General features: G+C 71.9%; 14 protein-coding genes. 6 read left to right on the forward strand and 8 right to left on the reverse strand.

What is annotated here, in order from left to right; translation table 11 throughout:
• Positions 1-124: 124 nt before the first annotated feature.
• The 4 genes from AC5677_RS04035 to AC5677_RS04050 form a co-directional block, all read right to left on the reverse strand.
• Positions 125-3,043: an NHLP bacteriocin export ABC transporter permease/ATPase subunit gene (locus AC5677_RS04035; protein WP_497196503.1), complete on the reverse strand. Its 2,919-nt coding sequence runs from the start codon at positions 3,041-3,043 to the stop codon at positions 125-127.
• A 10-nt stretch (positions 3,044-3,053) separates the two neighbouring features.
• On the reverse strand, positions 3,054-5,354 hold the full coding sequence (locus tag AC5677_RS04040; protein ID WP_497193621.1) for an NHLP family bacteriocin export ABC transporter peptidase/permease/ATPase subunit: 2,301 nt from the start codon (positions 5,352-5,354) through the stop codon (positions 3,054-3,056).
• Positions 5,351-6,157: a hypothetical protein gene (locus tag AC5677_RS04045; RefSeq protein WP_497193622.1), complete on the reverse strand. Its 807-nt coding sequence runs from the start codon at positions 6,155-6,157 to the stop codon at positions 5,351-5,353. The genes AC5677_RS04040 and AC5677_RS04045 overlap by 4 nt, the downstream gene beginning before the upstream one ends.
• A 215-nt stretch (positions 6,158-6,372) precedes the next feature.
• Positions 6,373-6,579: a type A2 lanthipeptide gene (locus AC5677_RS04050; RefSeq protein WP_403507566.1), complete on the reverse strand. Its 207-nt coding sequence runs from the start codon at positions 6,577-6,579 to the stop codon at positions 6,373-6,375.
• A gap of 829 nt (positions 6,580-7,408) precedes the next feature.
• On the opposite strand from AC5677_RS04050, the gene AC5677_RS04055 reads away from it, so the two are divergent.
• The 5 genes from AC5677_RS04055 (at position 7,409) to AC5677_RS04075 (ending at position 12,410) form a co-directional block, all read left to right on the forward strand.
• Positions 7,409-8,440 carry a PHP domain-containing protein gene (locus tag AC5677_RS04055; protein WP_497193623.1) on the forward strand — a complete coding sequence of 344 codons (1,032 nt, stop codon included), beginning with the start codon at positions 7,409-7,411 and terminating at the stop codon, positions 8,438-8,440.
• A 407-nt stretch (positions 8,441-8,847) separates the two neighbouring features.
• Complete coding sequence (locus AC5677_RS04060; protein ID WP_497193624.1) at positions 8,848-11,067, forward strand: sensor histidine kinase; 2,220 nt, start codon at positions 8,848-8,850, stop codon at positions 11,065-11,067.
• Positions 11,064-11,468 (forward strand): roadblock/LC7 domain-containing protein, encoded by a 405-nt coding sequence (locus AC5677_RS04065; protein ID WP_497193625.1) that lies wholly within the window; start codon positions 11,064-11,066, stop codon positions 11,466-11,468. The genes AC5677_RS04060 and AC5677_RS04065 overlap by 4 nt, the downstream gene beginning before the upstream one ends.
• On the forward strand, positions 11,468-11,833 hold the full coding sequence (locus AC5677_RS04070; RefSeq protein ID WP_497193626.1) for a DUF742 domain-containing protein: 366 nt from the start codon (positions 11,468-11,470) through the stop codon (positions 11,831-11,833). The genes AC5677_RS04065 and AC5677_RS04070 overlap by 1 nt, the downstream gene beginning before the upstream one ends.
• Positions 11,820-12,410, forward strand: coding sequence for a GTP-binding protein (locus tag AC5677_RS04075; protein WP_497193627.1), 591 nt, complete (start codon positions 11,820-11,822; stop codon positions 12,408-12,410). Before AC5677_RS04070 ends, AC5677_RS04075 begins: the two co-directional genes overlap by 14 nt.
• Positions 12,411-12,458: 48 nt before the next feature.
• Here AC5677_RS04075 and AC5677_RS04080 read toward each other — a convergent pair whose 3' ends face one another.
• The 4 genes from AC5677_RS04080 to tdh form a co-directional block, all read right to left on the reverse strand.
• Entirely contained in the window at positions 12,459-13,799 is a 1,341-nt protein-coding gene (locus AC5677_RS04080; protein ID WP_497193628.1) for a chloride channel protein, read from the reverse strand.
• Between the two features lie 131 nt (positions 13,800-13,930).
• On the reverse strand, positions 13,931-14,839 hold the full coding sequence (locus tag AC5677_RS04085; RefSeq protein WP_497193629.1) for a LysR family transcriptional regulator: 909 nt from the start codon (positions 14,837-14,839) through the stop codon (positions 13,931-13,933).
• A gap of 27 nt (positions 14,840-14,866) precedes the next feature.
• A complete protein-coding gene (locus tag AC5677_RS04090; protein WP_497193630.1) occupies positions 14,867-16,090 on the reverse strand; it encodes a glycine C-acetyltransferase in 1,224 nt (407 codons plus the stop codon).
• Between the two features lie 48 nt (positions 16,091-16,138).
• Complete coding sequence (gene tdh, locus AC5677_RS04095; RefSeq protein ID WP_497193631.1) at positions 16,139-17,167, reverse strand: L-threonine 3-dehydrogenase; 1,029 nt, start codon at positions 17,165-17,167, stop codon at positions 16,139-16,141.
• A gap of 528 nt (positions 17,168-17,695) precedes the next feature.
• Between tdh and AC5677_RS04100 the strand changes: the two genes are divergently transcribed.
• Entirely contained in the window at positions 17,696-19,015 is a 1,320-nt protein-coding gene (locus tag AC5677_RS04100) for a M20 metallopeptidase family protein (RefSeq protein ID WP_497193632.1), read from the forward strand.
• The last annotated feature ends 14 nt before the right edge of the window (positions 19,016-19,029 follow it).

Here is a 19,029-nt window from a genome sequence, read left to right on the forward strand (position 1 = left end):
CTCATCCTCCGTCCGCTGCCCTGCACGATATGCGGTGTTTTACGGGGATGCGGGGATGCGGGGACCGGCCGTCCGGGTCGGGTCACGGGAGGCTGCGTGGGAGGTGGCGTGGGACGAGGTCGCGTCAGGTCAGCTGGCGGCGTACCAGTTCGTGCAGGTGCCCCCCGGTGTTGGCGAGCAGTTCGGCGGGGGCGCCCTGCTCGACGACGCGGCCGTCCGCCATGACGATGACGCGGTCGGCGTCCATGACGGTGGACAGGCGGTGGGCGATCACCAGGCGGCTGGCGCTGAGCTTGCGGGTGCTTTCGATGACGATGCGCTGGGTCTCGTTGTCCAGGGCGCTGGTGGCCTCGTCGAAGAAGAGGATGCGCGGCCGGCGGATCAGCGCCTGGGCGATCATCAGGCGCTGGCGCTGGCCGCCGGAGATCGCGCCGCCGCCGGAGATCATGGTGTGCAGGCCCATCGGCATCCGCTTGATGTCCTCGGCCAGGCCCGCCATCTCGGCCGCCTCCCAGGCCTCTTCCTGGGTGAATGCCTCGGCGCCGCAGATGCAGTCCAGGATGGAGCCGGTGAGCGGCTGGGCGTTCTGCAGCACCACGCCGCACTGGCGTCGCACCGCCGCCTGGTCGAGGGCGGCCAGGTCCTGGCCGTCGTAGAGCACGCTGCCGGAGGACGGCTTGTCGAAGCCGATGAGCAGCCGCAGCAGCGTCGACTTACCGCAGCCACTGGGGCCGACGACGGCCACGAACTCGCCGGGCGCGACCTCGAGGGAGATGTCGTCGAGGACCAGGGGGCCGTCGTCCGTGTAGCGGAAGGAGAGCTTCTTGGCCGCGATGCCGCCGGAGAGGGTTCCGGGCTGCGCACTGGCGCCGCGGACCTCGGGCGCCTCGTCCAGCACCGGCTTGATCTGCTCGAACATCGGCAGCGCGGCGGCCGCCGAGACGAAGGCGCCGGTGATCTGGGTGACCGAGGTCAGCAGCATGGTCATGGCCGTGTTGAAGGTCAGGAACGACCCCGCCGACATGCTGCCGCGGGCCGGCCCGGCCAGCAGAAGGAACATGGTGAGCGAGCAGAGCGGCAGATAGACGGCGTTGAGGACGGTGGTCAGATTCTTGATCCGGCCGGCCTTCTGCTGGAGTTCGCGCGAGCGGGCGAACTCGCGGGCCCAGGCGGCGTACGCGAAGCTCTCGGCCGCGGCGACGCGCAGCTTGGGCAGTCCGCGCAGGGTCTGGAAGGCCTGGTTGTTGAGCTTGTTGCTGAGGGTGATCAGCCGCCGCTGCCAGCGCAGCTCCCACAGGCCCATGGCGAGGAAGACCGCGCCGATGACGACGAGCATGCCGATCGCCGCCAGCGCCAGCGGCACGCTGTAGAGGAGCAGCAGGACGAGGTTCATCGCGCCGACCGTGACGGACTGGACGGCCACCGGGCCGACGCCGGACAGCACCCGCCGGATGGCGCTGATGCCCATGGCCGCGCTGGCCAGCTCTCCGGTGGAGCGTTCGGTGAAGAACTTCGTCGGCAGCCGCAGCAGCCGGTCCCACACCGCGGGCTGGAGGGCGCTCTCGATCCGGCCCTCCATCCGCAGCACGGTGAGGTTCTGCAGCAGCATGAAGGCGGCGGTGACGATGCCGGAGATGATGACGGCGAGGGCGACCTGGACGATCAGGCCCCGCTCGGCGGCCGGGACGTACACGCCGAGGACCTTGCCGGTCGCGATCGGGACCAGCGCGCCGAGGCCGACCGTCACCAGTCCGCTGATGGCGAGATTGCGGACGTCCATACGGGTGCCGAGCAGGCTGAAGCGCATCAGCCGCCACATGGTCATCGGCCGTTCGGGCAGCGGGCGGTAGAACATGACGGCACGCGGCTCGAACTCGTCGGCGTTGTCCTTGCCGATGCGGATGCGCAGCCCGGAGGCCGGGTTGACCGCCTCGTAGCGGCCGCGGCGCCACAGCAGCGCGACGGGGGCGCCGGACTTGGCGCGATGGCCCACCAGCGGGCCGGTGTCCGTGCGCCACCAGCTGTTGCCGAGCCGGACGGCGCGGGTGCGGATGCGGGAGCTGACGGCGATCCGCTCGACGGGGCTGATGCGGTCGTTGACGGCGCCGCCCTTCGGGGGCTCGGTCAGCGTGATCCCGGCGGCCTCGGCGACCGTTCGGCAGACCGCGAAGGTGGCGTCGTCGGTGGCGCGGTCCGTGCGGGTGCCGCGGCCGCCGCGGTCCTGGCGGCCGATGGAGGCCAGCAGCGCCTGGTCGGCGCGTTCGCGGACCGCCTCGCCCGCCTTGATGCCGGCCGCCGTGCGGTCCTCGTGCGCCCGCTCCAGCTGCTCGATCCAGCGGTCCACGGCGGACAGCAGCCGGTACTGCTGATTGACCATCTGCTGCCACATCGCGGGGTCGACCAGCAGGGCGTCCGCGGCATCCGCGCCGTAGGTGGCGCCGTACTGCACGCTGCCGGGCGGCACCGGCATCCACAGGATGTCGTCGTCGGCCACCGCCTCGTCGCCGGGCCGGCCGTCGAGCGGGGCCTCGAACAGCACGCCCAGGCTGCGGCCGGTGCCGAGCGCGAAGGCGTGTTCCAGGGGGGTGGGGCCGCCGTCCTGGCCCGCGTAGGTGTCGCCGTAGCCGCTCTGGTACGTCCCGTTGCCGTACGTCCCGTACTCGCCGCCGTATTCGGAGCCGTATTCCGGGCCGTACTCGCCGCCGTATTCGGGGCGGGGCAGCTCGCGCAGCGGGATGCGGCGCAGCGCGCAGTCCTGCGACGGGCGGCCCAGGAGGGTGTGCTGCGGGCCCTCGACGGGGCCGAGCAGCAGCGTTCCGGTCTCCAGCCGGCCGAGGAAGTGCCAGTGGCCCTCCTGGACGGCGTCGACCGCGAAGAGATCGAGGCAGCCGCCGGTGACCAGCCACAGGACGTGCGGGCCTTCGAGGGGGACGCTGCGCAGTCCGGTGCAGTCGACGGGGGTGCCGAGGCCTCCCATCGCCTGCGTCACCGCGTCCATCTCGCCCGGTTCCCCGGCCGTGGACGAGGCGGGGGGCGGAATCATGGATGACACGTCAGTGCTCCTTGACCAGCTCGGCGTACGGGCCCTGGGCGGCGACCAGGTCCTCGTGCCGGCCGCGTTCGACGACCTCACCGTGGTCGAGGACCACGATCTCGTCGCTGTCGCGGACCGTGCTCAGCCGGTGGGCGATGACCACGCAGGCGCAGCCGCGCCGCCGCAGGTTGTCGATGATGGTCTGTTCGGTCTGGGCGTCCAGGGCGCTGGTGACCTCGTCGAGGACGAGGATGCTGGGCCGCCGGACCAGTGCGCGGGCGATCTCCAGGCGCTGCCGCTGTCCGCCGGAGAAGTTGCGGCCGTCCTGCTCGACGCGGCTGTGGATGCCGTCGGGGCGCCGGGCGATGACGTCGTCGTAGAGGGCGGCGTCGCGCAGGGCGGTGATGACGGCGTCGTCCGGGATCGAGGGGTCCCAGAGCGCCACGTTGTCCCGCACGGTGCCTTCGAAGAGAAAGATGTCCTGGTCGACGAAGGAGACGGAGGCGGCCAGCGCGCTGCGGGAGATGTCCTCCAGGCGCTGCCCGTCGATGCGGATCGTGCCTTCCCAGGGGGTGTAGAGGCCGGATATCAGCCGCGAGACGGTGGACTTGCCGCTGCCGGAGCCGCCGACGAGGGCCACCTGGCGGCCGGGGCCGACGGCGAGGGAGAAGCCGGTGAGCAGCGGTTTGTCGAGCGGGCTGTAGCCGAAGGTGATGTTCTCCAGCGTCACATGGCCCTTGAGGCGGCGGGTGCCGCCGTCCGCGCCGGGGCGGGCGTAGAGGCTGTCGGCGGGGAAGCTCTCGACGTCCTTGAGGCGGGCCACGTCGGCGGCGAAGTCCTGGATCCGGCCGGCCACGCCGTTGAGCCGGGTGATGGGTGCGGTGAAGCGGGTCACCAGCGCCTGGAAGGCGACGAGCAGGCCGATGGAGATATGGCCCTCGACGGCCCGCAGTCCGCCGATCCACAGGATCAGGGCGCTGTTGAGCGTGGCGAGGGTGGGTGCGACGACGGCCAGCCAGGCGCTGGGGACGCCGAGCCGCTGCTGTTCCTCCAGCGTGGCCGCGTGCTGGCCGGCCCAGCGGCGGAAGTAGCCGTTCTCGCCGCCGGTGGCCTTCATCGTCTCGATGAGCTGGAGGCCGGTGTAGGAGGTGTTGGTCAGCCGGGCGCTGTCCGCGCGCAGTTTCTGGGTGTGGGTGGCGCGCAGGCGTACCACGATGCGCATCGCGACGACGTTGAGCAGCGCGATGCCCACGCCGATGACGGTCAGCTGCGGGTCGTAGGTCCACAGCAGGAGGGCGTAGAGGACGACGACGATGCCGTCCACCCCGGCCGCGGCGAGGTCGCGGGCCAGGGTTTCGGCGACCGCGTCGTTGGACTGGAGCCGCTGGACGAGGTCGGCGGGGCTGCGCTGGGCGAAGAAGGTGACCGGGAGTCTGAGCAGATGGCGCAGGAAGCGGGCGCTGCTGAGGGTGGAGGAGATGATGCGGCCGCGCAGCAGGTTCGCCTGTTGGAGGCCGGTGAGTACGGCGGTGAGCGCGACCATCGCGGTCATCGAGGCGAAGAGCGGCCCCAGCAGCGAGGTCTGGTTGCCGATCAGGAACATGTCGATGTACGTGCGGCTCAGCGCGGGCACCGCCGCGCCGACCGCGACCAGCAGCAGGCTGGCGAGCAGGGCGGCCAGCAGGGTGCCCTTGGTGCCGCGCAGGCGGGCGGGCACGGCGCCCAGGATCCCCGGCTTGCGCCCGCCCTTCTCGAACGACTCGGACGGCTCGAAGACGAGCGCGACACCGGTGAAGCTGGTGTCGAAGTCCTCCATCGCCACGAAGCGGCGGCCCTTGTCGGGGTCGTTGATGTGCACGCCCTTGCGGCCGAGCTTGCGGCCCATGCCGTCGTAGACGACGTAGTGGTTGAACTCCCAGAAGAGGATGGCGGGCGCCTGGACCTCGGCGAGCGCGGCCGGTTCCATCTGCATGCCCTTGGCCGTCAGGCCGTAACTGCGGGCGGCCTTGAGGAGGTTGCTGGCCCGGGAGCCGTCGCGGGAGACGCCGCAGGCGATCCGCAGCTCCTCCAGCGGCACGTGCTTGCCGAAGTGGGCGAGGACCATGGCCAGCGAGGCGGCGCCGCATTCCACGGCCTCCATCTGGAGGACGGTGGGGGTGCGGACCGACCGGGTCTTCCCGGCCTTCGGGTTCTGCGGGGGTGCGGCGCGGCGGGCCCGGCGGCCGCTGGGCGCGGGCTCCGGGCGGTGCCGGCGGCGGCCCGGGGGCGGCAACTGCTGCTGGGGGGCGCCGGTCCGGGCGGCGTCGTTCGGTGCGGTCACGGCAGCAGCCAATCGATCGGGTGCTGCTCGGCAAGGTGGACGGCGCCGTCGGCCATCGTCATCGAGTCGACCGCGAAGGGCGGTCCGTCGGAGGTGGACCAGGCGTAGCCGGATCTGGTGCGGGGCGCGCGGTCCAGCTTCACCAGGACGGCGACGGGCGGGCCGTGCTGCGAGAACTGCTCGCCGAGCTGACTGCTGCCCAGGTAGGCGCCGATCCGCTGGCGGGTCTGGGCGGCCCGGCCGACCGCCTGCACCCGGCCGCGCAGTACGCCGTACTGCTGGGCCGGCACGGACTGGACGGTGAGATCGACCGAGGCGCCCACGGGGACCGTCGCGGCGTTGGCGGCGGGGACGTAGAGCGTCGCGGTCAGGGGGTCGTCGGGGCGCGCGACGCGTTCCACGGAGGCGATGTCCGCGCCGGTGGTGACGACGGAGCCGATGGTGGCGACCATGGTGGTCAGCCGGCCCGCGGCGATCGCGCGGACGACGACGGTGCCGCGTGCGGTACGGACCTTGAGCACGGGGGAATTGGCGGCGACCTGCTTGCCCTCTTCGGCGAGCACGGCGGTCACCTGGCCCGCGACGGGGCTCTGCAGGATGTAGCTGCCCTGGCCGTGGGTGAGGATGCCCGGTGCGTTGATGGTGGAGGAGACGGAGCCGGTCACGGCCCACATGGCGGCGCCGATCAGTACGACGACCGTGATGATCAGTACGAGCCAGCCCTGGGGCCGGGCGAAGCGCACCGGGAGATCGATTTCCTCCGGCGACTGCAGCTTGGAAAGGGCCTGTTGGCGAAACTGCACGACACTCTTCCCTCAGCTGCGATGGATCTGTCTGGCCCGCCTCGGACAAGGCAGCCAAGGCAGCTCGGTCCGGCCGGCGCTGCGTGGGGCCGAGCGTACGGGGGTGCCTCCGGGTGGCGGCAGCCGGGTGCCCCGGAACCCGGCGAAAGCCTGGTGGTTCCGGGGCGCCCGGTGCGGCATGTCGGCAAGGAGGGGACGCCGACCTGCCGTTGGTCTCAGAGACCGGCGACGAGGCCCGTCACGCCCGCGGTGTTGACACCGGCGGTCTGCTCGACCAGACCGGTGGCGGTGTTCACCAGGCCCGAAACCGGGGCGACGGAGTCGGCGGTGTTGGTAACGGTGCCGACCAGGCCACCGACGAGGCCACCGGCCACGTTGTCCAGCTCGCTGTCAGCGATTTCCTGGGTCTGAATCTCGCGCATGATGATTCCTTTCGGATGCATGTAACTAATAGCTGCGGCCGAGCCGTCCGGCAGGGCAGTACGGCCGCGGCAGCGGTTGCCGGGTCTCGAAACCGAGAACCCATGTGCGACTTCCGCGGTGCGAAGGATCAAAGCATGCAGGCGCGTTGGTCTGCTAATCCGACGAGCGCGGATCCGGACTCCAAGCCTCCATCGAATTACCTGACGTGGACACATGTTCATGACTTGGTGGCAGCTTCTTCACATGTTCTACCGCTTGGATCTTGGCGATTTGGCGCGCCCTTTACCCCGAACTGGACATTCCCGTCGCAAAGCGCTGAGCCGCAGGTCAGGACGTGGATGGCCGACGAGACGGCGTGTGTCGCCTACACATTCGATGTGCAGATTTTCTGAAGGCCCGAGCTTTTCGCTACATCCGGCCACGGCCCCGCCAAAGACCTGCCAAGGTTGCCTTCGGCATCTATCGAGAGATGTTGCGCGGGCATTGCCGGAACATGCACCACCCCGCATTTCCGGGCGATATTGCCGGTAATGCGCGCCGGAATTGACGGGCCATCACGAACAGAAAGGGATCGCCCATCCGGAGATCGGACATAGCCACATAATGACGCTACGCGGGATGCGGGCGATTTAGGCGATTTCCGGTCGGCGCCCCGCTTCGGTGCGTGATGCCCCCCCGTGTGAGGCCCCGCGACATACCGGCCAATGGCGCCGTATAACGACCGAAGGCGTGTCCCCGCCCGCCCCTTCACATCCCGCCGGTGGCAGCCGGTCCCCCGGTGCGGCACCGTGGAAGGGGACTGCGCGGCACGCCGGGAAGGAGCCGCAGGTGGAGCCGGTCGAGGCGCTGGAGCGGATCGCCTTCCTGCTGGAGCGGCAAGGGGCGGTGACCTACCGCGTACGGGCGTTCCGCACGGCGTCGGAGGTGATCGGCGGACTCTCCCCCGACGAGGTCCGCAAGCGCGCGGCGAACGGTTCGCTGGCCCGGCTCAAGGGGCTGGGGCCCAAGACGGCCCAGGTGGTCGAGGAGGCACTGTCGGACGAGGTGCCCGCATATCTGGCGCGCATGGAGGAGGAAGCGGGCGGGCCGCTGGTCGAGGGGGAGCAGGGGCAGCGGCTGCGGCGGGCGCTGCGCGGCGACTGCCATCTGCACTCGGACTGGTCCGACGGTGGCAGCCCCGTCGAGGCGATGGCCACCGCCGCCCGCGACCTCGGGCACACGTGGTGTGTGCTGACCGACCACTCCCCCCGGCTCACCGTCGCCCGCGGGCTGAGCCCGGACCGGCTCCGCGCGCAGCTGTCGCTGGTGACGGAGGTGAACGCACGGCTGGCGCCGTTCCGGCTGCTGACCGGCATCGAGTGCGACATCCTCGACAACGGCGAGCTGGACCAGGAGCCGGAGCTGCTGGCGGAACTCGATGTGGTGGTCGCCTCGGTCCACTCCAAACTACGGATGGAGTCCGGACCGATGACCCGTCGGCTCCTGGCCGCGGTCACCAACCCGCTGGTCGACGTGCTGGGTCACTGCACCGGCCGGCAGATCACCGGCAAGCTGCGGCCGGAGTCGCAGTTCGACGCCGGCGAGGTGTTCGCGGCCTGCGCGGCACACCGTACGGCCGTGGAGATCAACTGCCGCCCCGACCGTTTCGATCCCCCGCGCCGGCTGCTCCGTCAGGCGCTGGACGCCGGGACGCTGTTCGCCATCGACAGCGATGCGCATGCGCCGGGGCAGCTGGACTGGCAGATATATGGGTGCGCCCGCGCGGAGGAGTGCGGGGTGCCGGCGGAGCGGGTCATCACCACCTGGACGGAGCGGCAGCTGACCACCTGGACCAGGACGGGGCGGACGCCGCGGCGTTAGGGCCGTGTCCGAGGGGCCGGTGTCCGGCCGCTTCGGCGGATCGGCGTCCGGCCGGCTCGGCGGGGAACGCCGGTCCGGTCTCCGCTCCCCAACGCCTTGTGACGCACCTACCATTCGCCCATCGCCGAGACAACCTCTCCTTTTCGCGGCGTGGCTGGTTATGATCTGCATCCCTCCCGTCCCACCGCAGCCGGACCGGCGTCCATCCGTCCCCCTCCCCCGGCTCACCCTGCGTCCGACCGCCGGTTGCACTCCCGTTCTCCCGCCCTCGAGGATTGATGTCTCCCCTAGCACCCGAAGGCCCGCAGAAGTCGCCGGGCATACGTCGGCGGCGCACCGTGCGCCTTCGCACCCTGCTCATTTGGCTGGCAATCGTCCCCACCGTGGCCATGGGTACCCAAGTCGCCGTGACCGTCGACCGCTTGCTGCAGCAGTCGCGGCATCTGCGCGCCGATGTGGCGGACGGCGAGCGGGTCGGCGGATCCGTGCACACCCTCATGACCGCGATGCAGGCCGAACGGTCCCTGACGGCCGCGCGGTGGGCGGGGTCTCCCGTGTCCGTCATCGATCTGCGCGACCGGCGTGCGGCCACGGACCGGGCGGCGGCGGAGTTCCGCCGGGCGGTCGCCTCCGCGCCGTCGGAACCCGGGGCCGAGGGCCGTCTCCTGCGGGAGCTGACGGACGGTCTCGACGACCTGGACGCCTACCGCGAGCGGGCGGACGCCCGGAGCGGCGGCGCCGACACCACGATCGGCTACTACACGGGCTCGATCGCCCGGATGATCGACCTCTACCAGGAGGAGTTCAACCACATCGAGGACGCCGAGCTCACTCAGGAGAGCCGGCCGGTCGTCGCGATGTTCTCGGCGACGGAGATGCTGGCGCGCGAGGACACCGCGCTCGCGCTGGCCGGCCCGTCGAGAAAGCTGACCGCCCCCGGGTTCGCCGCATTCGCCAACGCCGTCGGCGCCCACCGGTACCTGTACGAGACGTGGATCGCGCCGTATCTGCCGGCCGAGGACGGCGCGCTGTACCGGCGGATCGTCGGCTCGCAGGCATGGGCGAGCAAGACCCGTATCGAGAACGCGGTGGTCTCCGGCCACCGGGACATCGCCTCCGGCGTGCGGCTGCCGCGCGAGGTCGACGGCTGGCGGCCCGCGCACGAGAAGCTCGCGGTCCAGCTGGACACGCTCAACGTCCAGCGGTCACAAGAGGTGATCACGAACGCCAACGCCAAGGCGTCCGACCTCGAGACGAAGGTCACCTGGCTGATCGTGGGCAGCGGCGCGGCACTGCTGGCCGTCGCGGCCTTCGTCGTCGTCCTCACCCGCTCGGCGCTCCGGCGCCTGCACGATCTGCACGAACGCACCGTCACCATGGCCGAGGAGACCCTGCCGGATGTCGTCGCCCGGCTCCAGCGTGGACAGGCCGTCGACGCCGAGGCGCTGCCCAGGAGCAGCGGGGAGCGGGACGAGGTCGGTCGGATCAGCGATGCGTTCGCCCGGGTCGTCGCCGTGTCCGTCGACGGGCACCGGCAGCTGGCGGACGAGCGCCACGGCTTCGGGATGTTCGCCGCGGGCATCGCCTCGCGCACCGGAAACCTGGTCAGCCGTCAGCTGAGCCTGACCGAAGACCTTCAGGACACCTTCGGACACGACGAGGCGCTGCTGGCCCAGCTGATGCGCTCCGACCAGCTGACGGTGGGCATGCGGCGGCAGATCGAGAACCTGCTCATCCTGGCGGGCGGCGAGATTCCCGACCCGCACACCGAGCCCATGCGCCTCGCCGACCTGCTGCGCGAGGCCGCGGCGGAGGTCGAGGACTTCCGGCGGATCGAGCGGCAGGCGCTGGACGAGGTCAGCGTGGAGCCGCAGGTGATCAGCCAGATCAGCCATCTGCTGGCGGAACTGCTGGACAACGCCACCCGGTTCTCCCCGCCGCGGTCGAAGGTCGTCATCCGGGCCGAGTCGGTGGCCGACGGACTGTCGGTCGAGATCGAGGACCGCGGTCCTCGGGTGGCGCCCGAGCGCTACGAGGAGATGAACGGGCGGCTGCACTCGGCCCCGCCGTACGCCGTCCTGGCGGAGAACGCGCACCGGCTGGGTCTCTTCGTGGTCGGTCATCTCGCCGACCAGCTCGGGATCACGGTCACGCTGCGCCGCTCGGTGTACGGCGGGACGTCGGCCGTGGTCATCGTTCCCCAGGAGCTGCTCGTGCCGACCGAGCGGGAACCGGCGCGCGCGTCGGCGCCGGCCACCCCCGCACCGTCCGCCGCCGCAGCGCCCGCCCCCGCGCGCCCCGCCCCCGCTGCGCGCCGCCCCGAGGAACGCAAGCCCGAGCTGGTGCTGCATGTGGGGTCCGGACTGCCCACCCGCCGGACGCCGGAGCGGCCGCAGGAGAGCGCGCTGCCGGTCCGGCCCGTGGGTGCGCGGGACGGTGACGCCCGGCCGGCCCTGCCCGAGCGCGTCCCGCAGACGCATATCGCCGAGCAACTGCGCGAGCCGAGCGCACCGCAAGCAGCCGTCAGCCAGGACACGGCGACGCCCGAAGAGGTGGCCGACGCCTGGGCGGACTACGAGGACGGGACCCAGAAAGTGGAAGCAGAGCTCCGACAGGACCAGCCATGACGACGACAGCGAACGACACGATCTACAGCATCCTGGACAACAACCTCACCAGGATCGCCGGCATCCAGGGAGCCGTGCTGCTCTCCAACGACGGCATCAAGCTCAGCGCCTACCTGCTGGACCAGCCGCAGGCGGAGCGCATCGCCGCGGCGTCCTCCGGCATCGCGGCGACGATGAAGGCGATATCCAGGGAGGTCGACGGCGGCCGGGTGATCCGCCAGCTGGTCGAGATGGACGACCGCTATCTGTGCATCGTCGGCTGCGGGGAGGGCAGCACCCTCATCGTGGTGACCTCCCGCAAGGCACGCCTCGGGGAGCTGGGCGGTGAGGCGGTGCGCACCGCGCAGGCGCTCGGTGAATGGCTGGGCACGCCCGAACGCACCCAGACGCCCACGTCGTAATGGCGGACGATCCGCAGCACGGAGGCCGCCGCCGGACGCGGCTGTACGCCCTGACCGATGGCCGTACCGCCGCTCCGCACACCGTCCTGACCATGGACACCACGATCACGGCGGCGGTCCCCGAGGATGCCCGGGGCGGACTGCCCACCGAGTGGCAGACGATCCTCGCCATGTGCCCGGCGCCGGACGGCGGAGCGGTCGCCGAGATCGCCGCCCGTATGGGCATGCGGCTCACGCCGATGACGGTCCTGCTCGGCGAACTCGCGGACCGCGGGCTGATCGACCACCGACCGCCCCTGGCCCCGGCCGAGACCACCAACGTCCACCTGCTCATGAAAATCAGGGACAGCCTTGCCCGCATATGACTCCGCCGCCCCGGAAGCGTCCCCCGTCAAGATCCTCATCGCCGGGGGATTCGGCGTCGGCAAGACGACACTGGTCGAAACGGTCTCCGAGATCGAACCGCTGCGTACCGAGGAGCGGCTGACGGCCGCTGGGGTCGGCGTCGACGACCTCGACGGCATCGAATCCAAGTCGATGACCACCGTCGCGATGGACTTCGGCCGGATCACCCTCACCGACGCCGGGGTCGTCCTCTACCTGTTCGGCACGCCGGGCCAGGAGCGCTTCTGGTTCATGTGGGACGACCTGCTGAACGGGGCGCTCGGCGCGATCGTGCTGGTCGACACCCGTCGCCTGGACCGCAGCTTCCCGGCCGTCGACTTCTTCGAGAACCGCGGGCTGCCGTTCGTGGTCGGCGCGAACTGCTTCCACGGCGAGCAGCCGTACACCGCCGAGGAGATCCGGGCGGCGCTGCATCTGCGGGACCCCGAGACGCCCCTCCTCATGCTCGACGCCCGCTCCCGCGACGACGTCCGCGGCGCCCTGCTCTCGCTGTTGGACATGCTCATCGCCAAGGCGGGGACCGCGGCGCCCGTGTGACGCTGCGCCTGGCTGGGGCCTGTCCGATGGGTCAGGGTCGGACAGGCCCTAGGCCGGTGCGCCGGGAGCCGGCGCGGGGGTCAGGCGGGCCGTTACGACGTACGCGACGACGACGGCCACGATCACCAAGGGCATGACGGTGAGCCCGGAGCGGCCCAGCAGCAGGGTGGCCAACAGGACGGCGGTCATCGGGAGGCGCAGCATCGCGACCGTCATCGCGCCGATGCCCATGGCGAATCCCGCGGTGTCCGACAGGCCGGGGAGGTGGGCCAGGGCGATGCCGCCCACCGCGCCGATGAACATCGCGGGGAAGATGGGGCCGCCCCGGAAGCAGCTCAGCGAAGCGCAGTACGCCAGGCTCTTGCAGACGACGAGGAGGACCAGTGCCACCGCCGGGAAGTCGGCGGTGTGGCCGAAGAGGGTCCCCAGCGCCGACTGCCCCGAGTACAGCACCTCGGACGCCGGTTTGCCGGTGGCCTCGGCGAACGCGATCGCCAGGGCACCCACCACAAGGGCCAGCGCCACCGTGGCCGGGAGCCGGTGCGCGGCGACGCGGTCCTTGAGGAACAGGGCGAGCCGGCGTACGCCGTGCCCGGCGAGGGCGCCGAGCACGCCGATGGCGAGCGCCCAGCCGAATTCCGGGAGGGCCGGGGCGGCGGCCTTGGGGACGTCGTGGAGGGTGAGCGAGTACGTGCCGAGCCCGGTCCAGTCCCCCAGGCCGGTGAAGATGAGCGCGCCGATCCCGGCCGCGAGCAGTCCGGGCACCAGCATCACGCCCAGCAGCGCGCCGCCCAGCCCCGAGGCCTCCATCAGCAGGAACGCCCCCAGCAGCGGGGAACCGAGCAGCGCGCTGAGCGCGGCGAAGCTGCCCGCGGCGCCCACCACGGCGACCGCCTGCTCGGTCAGGTTCCGTTGCACCGGGCGTACGGCGGCGACGGCCAGCCCGCCGCCGAGCGCGATCAGCGGCGCCTCGGGGCCGAGCACCGCGCCGCAGCCGAGGGTGGCCAGCGCGGCCAGCACGATACCCGGCAGCGCGGACGGGGCGGGGGCGCCGCCGAGCGCCAGTCCGTCGGCCGGTTCATGGCCACCGTTGCCCGGCAGGTAGCGGATGGTCAGCGCGACCAGCGCACCGCCGGCCGCGAGCATCGGCAGCGGCCACCACACCGGGGTGCCGTGGAAGCCCAGCGCCCGCGGCAGGTCCTGGTAGATCAGCGGTTCCAGCGCGTGGACCAGCGCGAGAAAGCCGAACGCCACGGCGCAGACCGGTACGCCGAGCAGCGCGACCGGCACCAGGAGCTTGAGGTAGCCGCGGCTGCGCAGCAGCGCGAGCGGGTCCTGCGGCGCCGTGGCCGGTGCGCCGCCCACCGGTCCGGTCCGGCCGACCGACATCGCATCGCCTCCTCGGAGCCGGGACTGCGCCTGGCGCCACCCTTGCCGCCGCCGTGCCGAGCCTGCCATGCGCGCTCCGGGACGGCGCGCAGACGCGGCCGGGCAACGGTGTGCTCGGGGCCCGCCGGCGCTCAGCCCTGAGGCGCCGCCGCCTCCTTCAGGGCCGCCAGCACCGGGCGCAGCAGCGGATGTTCCTCGGCCCCGCGGCGTACGGCGGCGAAGACCCGCCGGGTGGGCGCCACGCCGTCGACGGGGCGGACCACCACCCCCGCCAGGTCCCCGTCGCCCAGCGCGGACCGCGGGACGAGCGCCACCCCCGCCGCGGCCGACGCCAGCGAGACCACCGCGCGGAAGTCGTCGGAGGAATGCTCCAGCCGCGGCTCGAATCCGGCGTACTCGCAGGCCAGGACGACCACGTCATGGCAGGGGTTGCCGGGGTACGGGCCGATCCACGGGTCCTGGGCGAGGTCGGCGACCGCGATGCGCGCCGAGCCGGCGAGGCGGTGGCCGACCGGGAGGACGGCGTCGAACGGCTCGGCGTACAGGGGGACGCGGGTCAGCCGGGGGTCGTCCGCGCGCGGCGCGCCCCGGTACTCGACGGCGACGGCGACATCGACCTGCCGGTCGAGGACCATCAGCAGGCTGGCGTCGCCCTCGGCGTCCCGGACCCGGACCCGGATGCCGGGCGAGGAGGCGGCGAGCTCGGTGATCGCGGGCGCCACGACCAGGGAGATGCCGGTGGCGAAGGCCGCGACGGTCACCACGCCGGCCTCGCCGGAGCCGTATGCGGCGAGTTCCGATTCGGCGCGCTCCAGCTGGGCCAGTACGGCGTTGGCGTGGGTGAGCAGAATCTCGCCCGCGGCGGTCAGCGTGACGCCGCGGGCGCTGCGTTCCACCAGGCGGTGGCCGGTCTCCGTTTCCAGGGCGGCCAGCTGCTGGGAGACCGCGGAGGGGGTGAGGTAGAGCGCGGCGGCCGCGGCGGTGACCGTTCGGTGGTCGGCCACCGCGCGCAGGATGTGCAGCCGTCGTGCTTCGATCATGTGGTCAGTTTCGCAGGGCCCGCGGTGTCAGGCCCCCACGGCGGCGCCCGCCTCGGCCTTCAGGGCCGCCTTCGCCGCCACGAAGGCGTCCACCGCGCGGTGGACATCGTCGGTCGAGTGCGCCGCCGACAGCTGTACCCGGATCCGTGCCTGGTCCTGCGGGACCACCGGGTAGGAGAAACCGATGACGTACACGCCGCGCTCCAGCAGCAGCTCCGCCGTCCGGGCCGCCTCGGCCGCGTCGCCGATCATGACGGGGGCGATGGCGTGCTCGCCGGGGAGGATGTCGAAGCCCTCCTCGGTCATCCGGGAGCGGAACAGCGCGGTGTTGGCGGCCAGCCGTTCGCGCAGGTCGCCGGCCGATTCCAGCAGGTCGAGGACCTTGAGCGAGGCGGCGGCGATCACCGGGGCGAGCGAGTTGGAGAAGAGGTAGGGGCGCGAGCGCTGGCGCAGCAGGGCGACGATCTCGGCGCGGGCGGCGACATAGCCGCCGGAGGCGCCGCCGAGGGCCTTGCCGAGGGTGCCGGTGATGATGTCGACGCGGTCCATGACGCCGTGGAGTTCGGGGGTGCCGCGGCCGCCGGGGCCGACGAAGCCGACGGCGTGCGAGTCGTCGACCATGACCATGGCCCCGTAGCGGTCGGCCAGGTCGCAGATCTCGCCCAGCGGCGCGAGGTAGCCGTCCATGGAGAACACGCCGTCGGTGACGATCAGCGTGCGGCCCGCGCCGCCTTCGGTGGCGTCCTTCAACTGCCGTTCCAGGTCCGCCATATCGCGGTTGGCGTAGCGGTAGCGGCGGGCCTTGGAGAGGCGGATGCCGTCGATGATGGAGGCGTGGTTGAGGGCGTCGGAGATGACCGCGTCGTCCGGGCCGAGCAGCGTCTCGAAGACACCGCCGTTGGCGTCGAAGCAGGAGGAGTAGAGGATGGTGTCCTCCTGGCCGAGGAAGCCGGAGATCCGCCGCTCCAGTTCCTTGTGCACCTCCTGGGTGCCGCAGATGAAGCGGACCGAGGCCAGGCCGTAGCCCCAGCGGTCGAGGGCTTCGTGGGCGGCGGCGATGACCTCGGGGTGGTCGGCGAGGCCGAGGTAGTTGTTGGCGCAGAAGTTGAGGACCTCGCCGGGTCGGCCTCCGTCGGTGACCTCGACGGTGGCGGACTGCGGGGTGCCGATGACGCGCTCGGGCTTGTGCAGTCCGGCGGCGCGGATCTCGTCGAGGGTGCCGCGCAGTTCGTCGCGTACGGAGTCGAACATCGTTGATTTCTCCGGGAGTTGAAGGGTGGCGGAGCGGTACGGGGCGGGTCAGACGGCCCAGTCGAGGATGACCTTGCCGCCGAGGCCGCTGGCGGCGTCGTCGAAGGCGGCGTCGAACTCCTGGTACGGGTAGCGGCCGGTGATCACGGGCGCGAGGTCGAGGCCGCCTTCGAGGAGGACGGACATCGCGTACCAGGTCTCGAACATCTCTCGGCCGTAGATGCCCTTGATCGTGATCATGGAGGTGACGATCCGGGACCAGTCGACGGGGAACTCCTGGGACGGCAGCCCCAGGACGGCGATCCGTCCGCCGTGCGTCATGTTGCCGATCATGTCGCGCAGCGCCTCGGGCCGGCCGGACATCTCCAGGCCGATGTCGAAGCCCTCCCTCAGGCCCAGCTCGCGCTGGCCGTCGGCGATCGAGGCCTCGGCGACATTGAGCGCGAGGCTCGCGCCGACCTTCCTCGCCAGTTCCAGGCGCGGCTCGCTGACGTCCGTGATCACGACATTGCGGGCGCCCGCGTGGCGGGCGACGGCCGCGGCCATGATGCCGATCGGCCCGGCGCCGGTGATCAGTACGTCCTCGCCGACCAGCGGAAACGACAGCGCGGTGTGCACGGCGTTGCCGAACGGGTCGAAGACGGCGGCGATATCGAGGTCGACCGGGGTCCGGTGCACCCACACATTGGCCGCGGGCAGCGCCACGTACTCGGCGAACGCGCCGTCCCGGCCGACGCCGAGACCGACCGTGGCGCGGCACAGATGACGGCGGCCGGCCAGACAGTTGCGGCACTTGCCGCAGACGAGATGCCCCTCGCCGCTGACCAGGTCGCCTGGCTTGATGTCGGCGACATCGCGGCCGGTGTCGACGACCTCGCCGACGAATTCATGGCCGACGGTCAGCGGGGCGCTGATGGACTGCTGCGCCCAGCCGTCCCAGGAACGGATGTGCAGATCGGTGCCGCAGATGCCGGTGCGCAGCACCTTGATCAGTACATCGCCCGCGCCGACGGCCGGCTCCGGCACGTCCGTGAGCCACAGTCCGGGCTCCGCCTTCTGCTTGACCAGTGCCTTCACCGCAACGGCTCCCGTACGCATATGACCTGCCGGGGGCGCATTTCGGCCGCCCGATCTCCGTCAGGAAATCTTCCGTACGACGGCCGCCTGGTCCATCGAGGTTTTCTTAAGCACGGTCACAGCTGCCCTTTACGCCCTCCCGGGGGACCGGCCGTCGCGGGCCCTGAGCCGTCGTGGGCCGGGCCGGAAACGGTCGTACGCCGGACGCTCGGCACCCTGCGCGGGACGACCAGGGCCAGGACGGCCCCCCGTTGTCACCCCGCGCCGTTGGCACCCGCCGACGGACCGCGAGGGGGGTTACCCCCACCCCCGGCTGGTGGCTCGCCGGATGGGCAACGGCATGCGGCTGCAGCGATCGTGTGATCACGGATTTCCGGCCAGGCGTCGTCAGACGTCCCGGATGACCGCACAAGGCATCACATGAGGCATCACATGAGGCATCGCGTGAAGCACCACACGAAGCGTCGCGTGCGGCATCGCGTGAAGCACCACATGAAGGATCAATAAGGGGGAATGGTGAATCGTCCCATGGAGCGCGCTCTCGGGCGCCGCACGCTGCTCGCCGGTGCGGCGGCGGCAGCCGGTGCGGGGATCGTGTGGGGAGCCGCGGGGAACGCCGCCGCCGGCGGGCGGGCACGGCCGGTGGGGCAAGGGGCGGTGGCGCAAGCGGCGGTGGACGCCGAGGTGGCGCGCCAGGAGCGCGCCCTGATCGCACTGCGGCGGGATCTCCATCAGCACCCCGAGGCGCCGGGTCAAGAACAGCGCACCGCCGCGCTGGTGGCCCGGGAGCTGCGGGCGGCCGGACTGACCGTCACCACCGGCGTGGGCGGAAACGGCGTCGTCGGCGTCCTGCGGGGTGCGCTGCCCGGCCGGACCGTCGCCTACCGGGCGGACATGGACGCGGTGCCACCCAAGGACATCGTCGGGGGCGGCACCGCACCGGCGCACGTCTGCGGGCACGACCTCCACACCACGGTGGCCCTCGGCGTCGCACGGGTCCTGGCGCGGCTGCGGCAGCAGGTGAGCGGGACCGTGGTGTTCCTCTTCCAGCCCGCCGAGGAGGCGCTGGCCGGGGCGCGCGCACTGATCGACGCGGGCGTGCTGGAGCGCACCGGGGTCGAGGAGATCCATGCGCTGCACTGCGGGCCGTTCCCGGTGGGGCAGTTCGCCGTGACTCCGGGCTACGGCCTGCCGGGCCAGGACCGCGCGGAGGTGACTCTCACCGGTCCGGACGCGCCCGCTGCCGCGCAGCGGCTGGCCGCCGAGATCGGCGCGCTCGCGACGGTGACTCCCCCGCAGACGCCCGCGGACCTGGAGCGGATGGTCGCCGATGTCCAGACGCCGGACGGGCCACTGGCCCGGTTCGTGGCCGTCCGGGCCAGGGCGCAGGACACCACGGTGAGTGTGGCCTACCGCTGCTGGCCGCAGGAGCGGTACGTGGAGGTGCGCGAGAACATCCGCCGGCTGGCCACGTCGTACGCGGGCGCCGGGGTGAGCTTCCCCACCGAGCCGTTCCCCGCCATGGTCTGCCCGGAACGCGATGCCCGCACGCTCGCCCGCCACCTGCGCCGGACACTCGGCCGGTCCGCGGTCACCGAGCTCCACGCCGCCTTCCCCTACAACGGCGAGGACTTCGCCCTCTATTTGGACCGCGTCCCCGGCACCTACACCTTCCTCGGCGTCCGGGCCCCCGGCGCCCCGGTCACCACCAGCTATCCGCACTACCCCGACTTCGCCCCGGACGAGCGCGCCATCGGCCTCGGCGTACGGGCGATGGCGGGCTGGCTCGCGATGCGGACCCGGCAAGCGGGCACGCCCACGGCAGCGCGGGCGTGGCCGGCTGCCTGATTCTCCGGTCGGAA

This window comes from Streptomyces sp. JLSY215 (assembly GCF_059682825.1).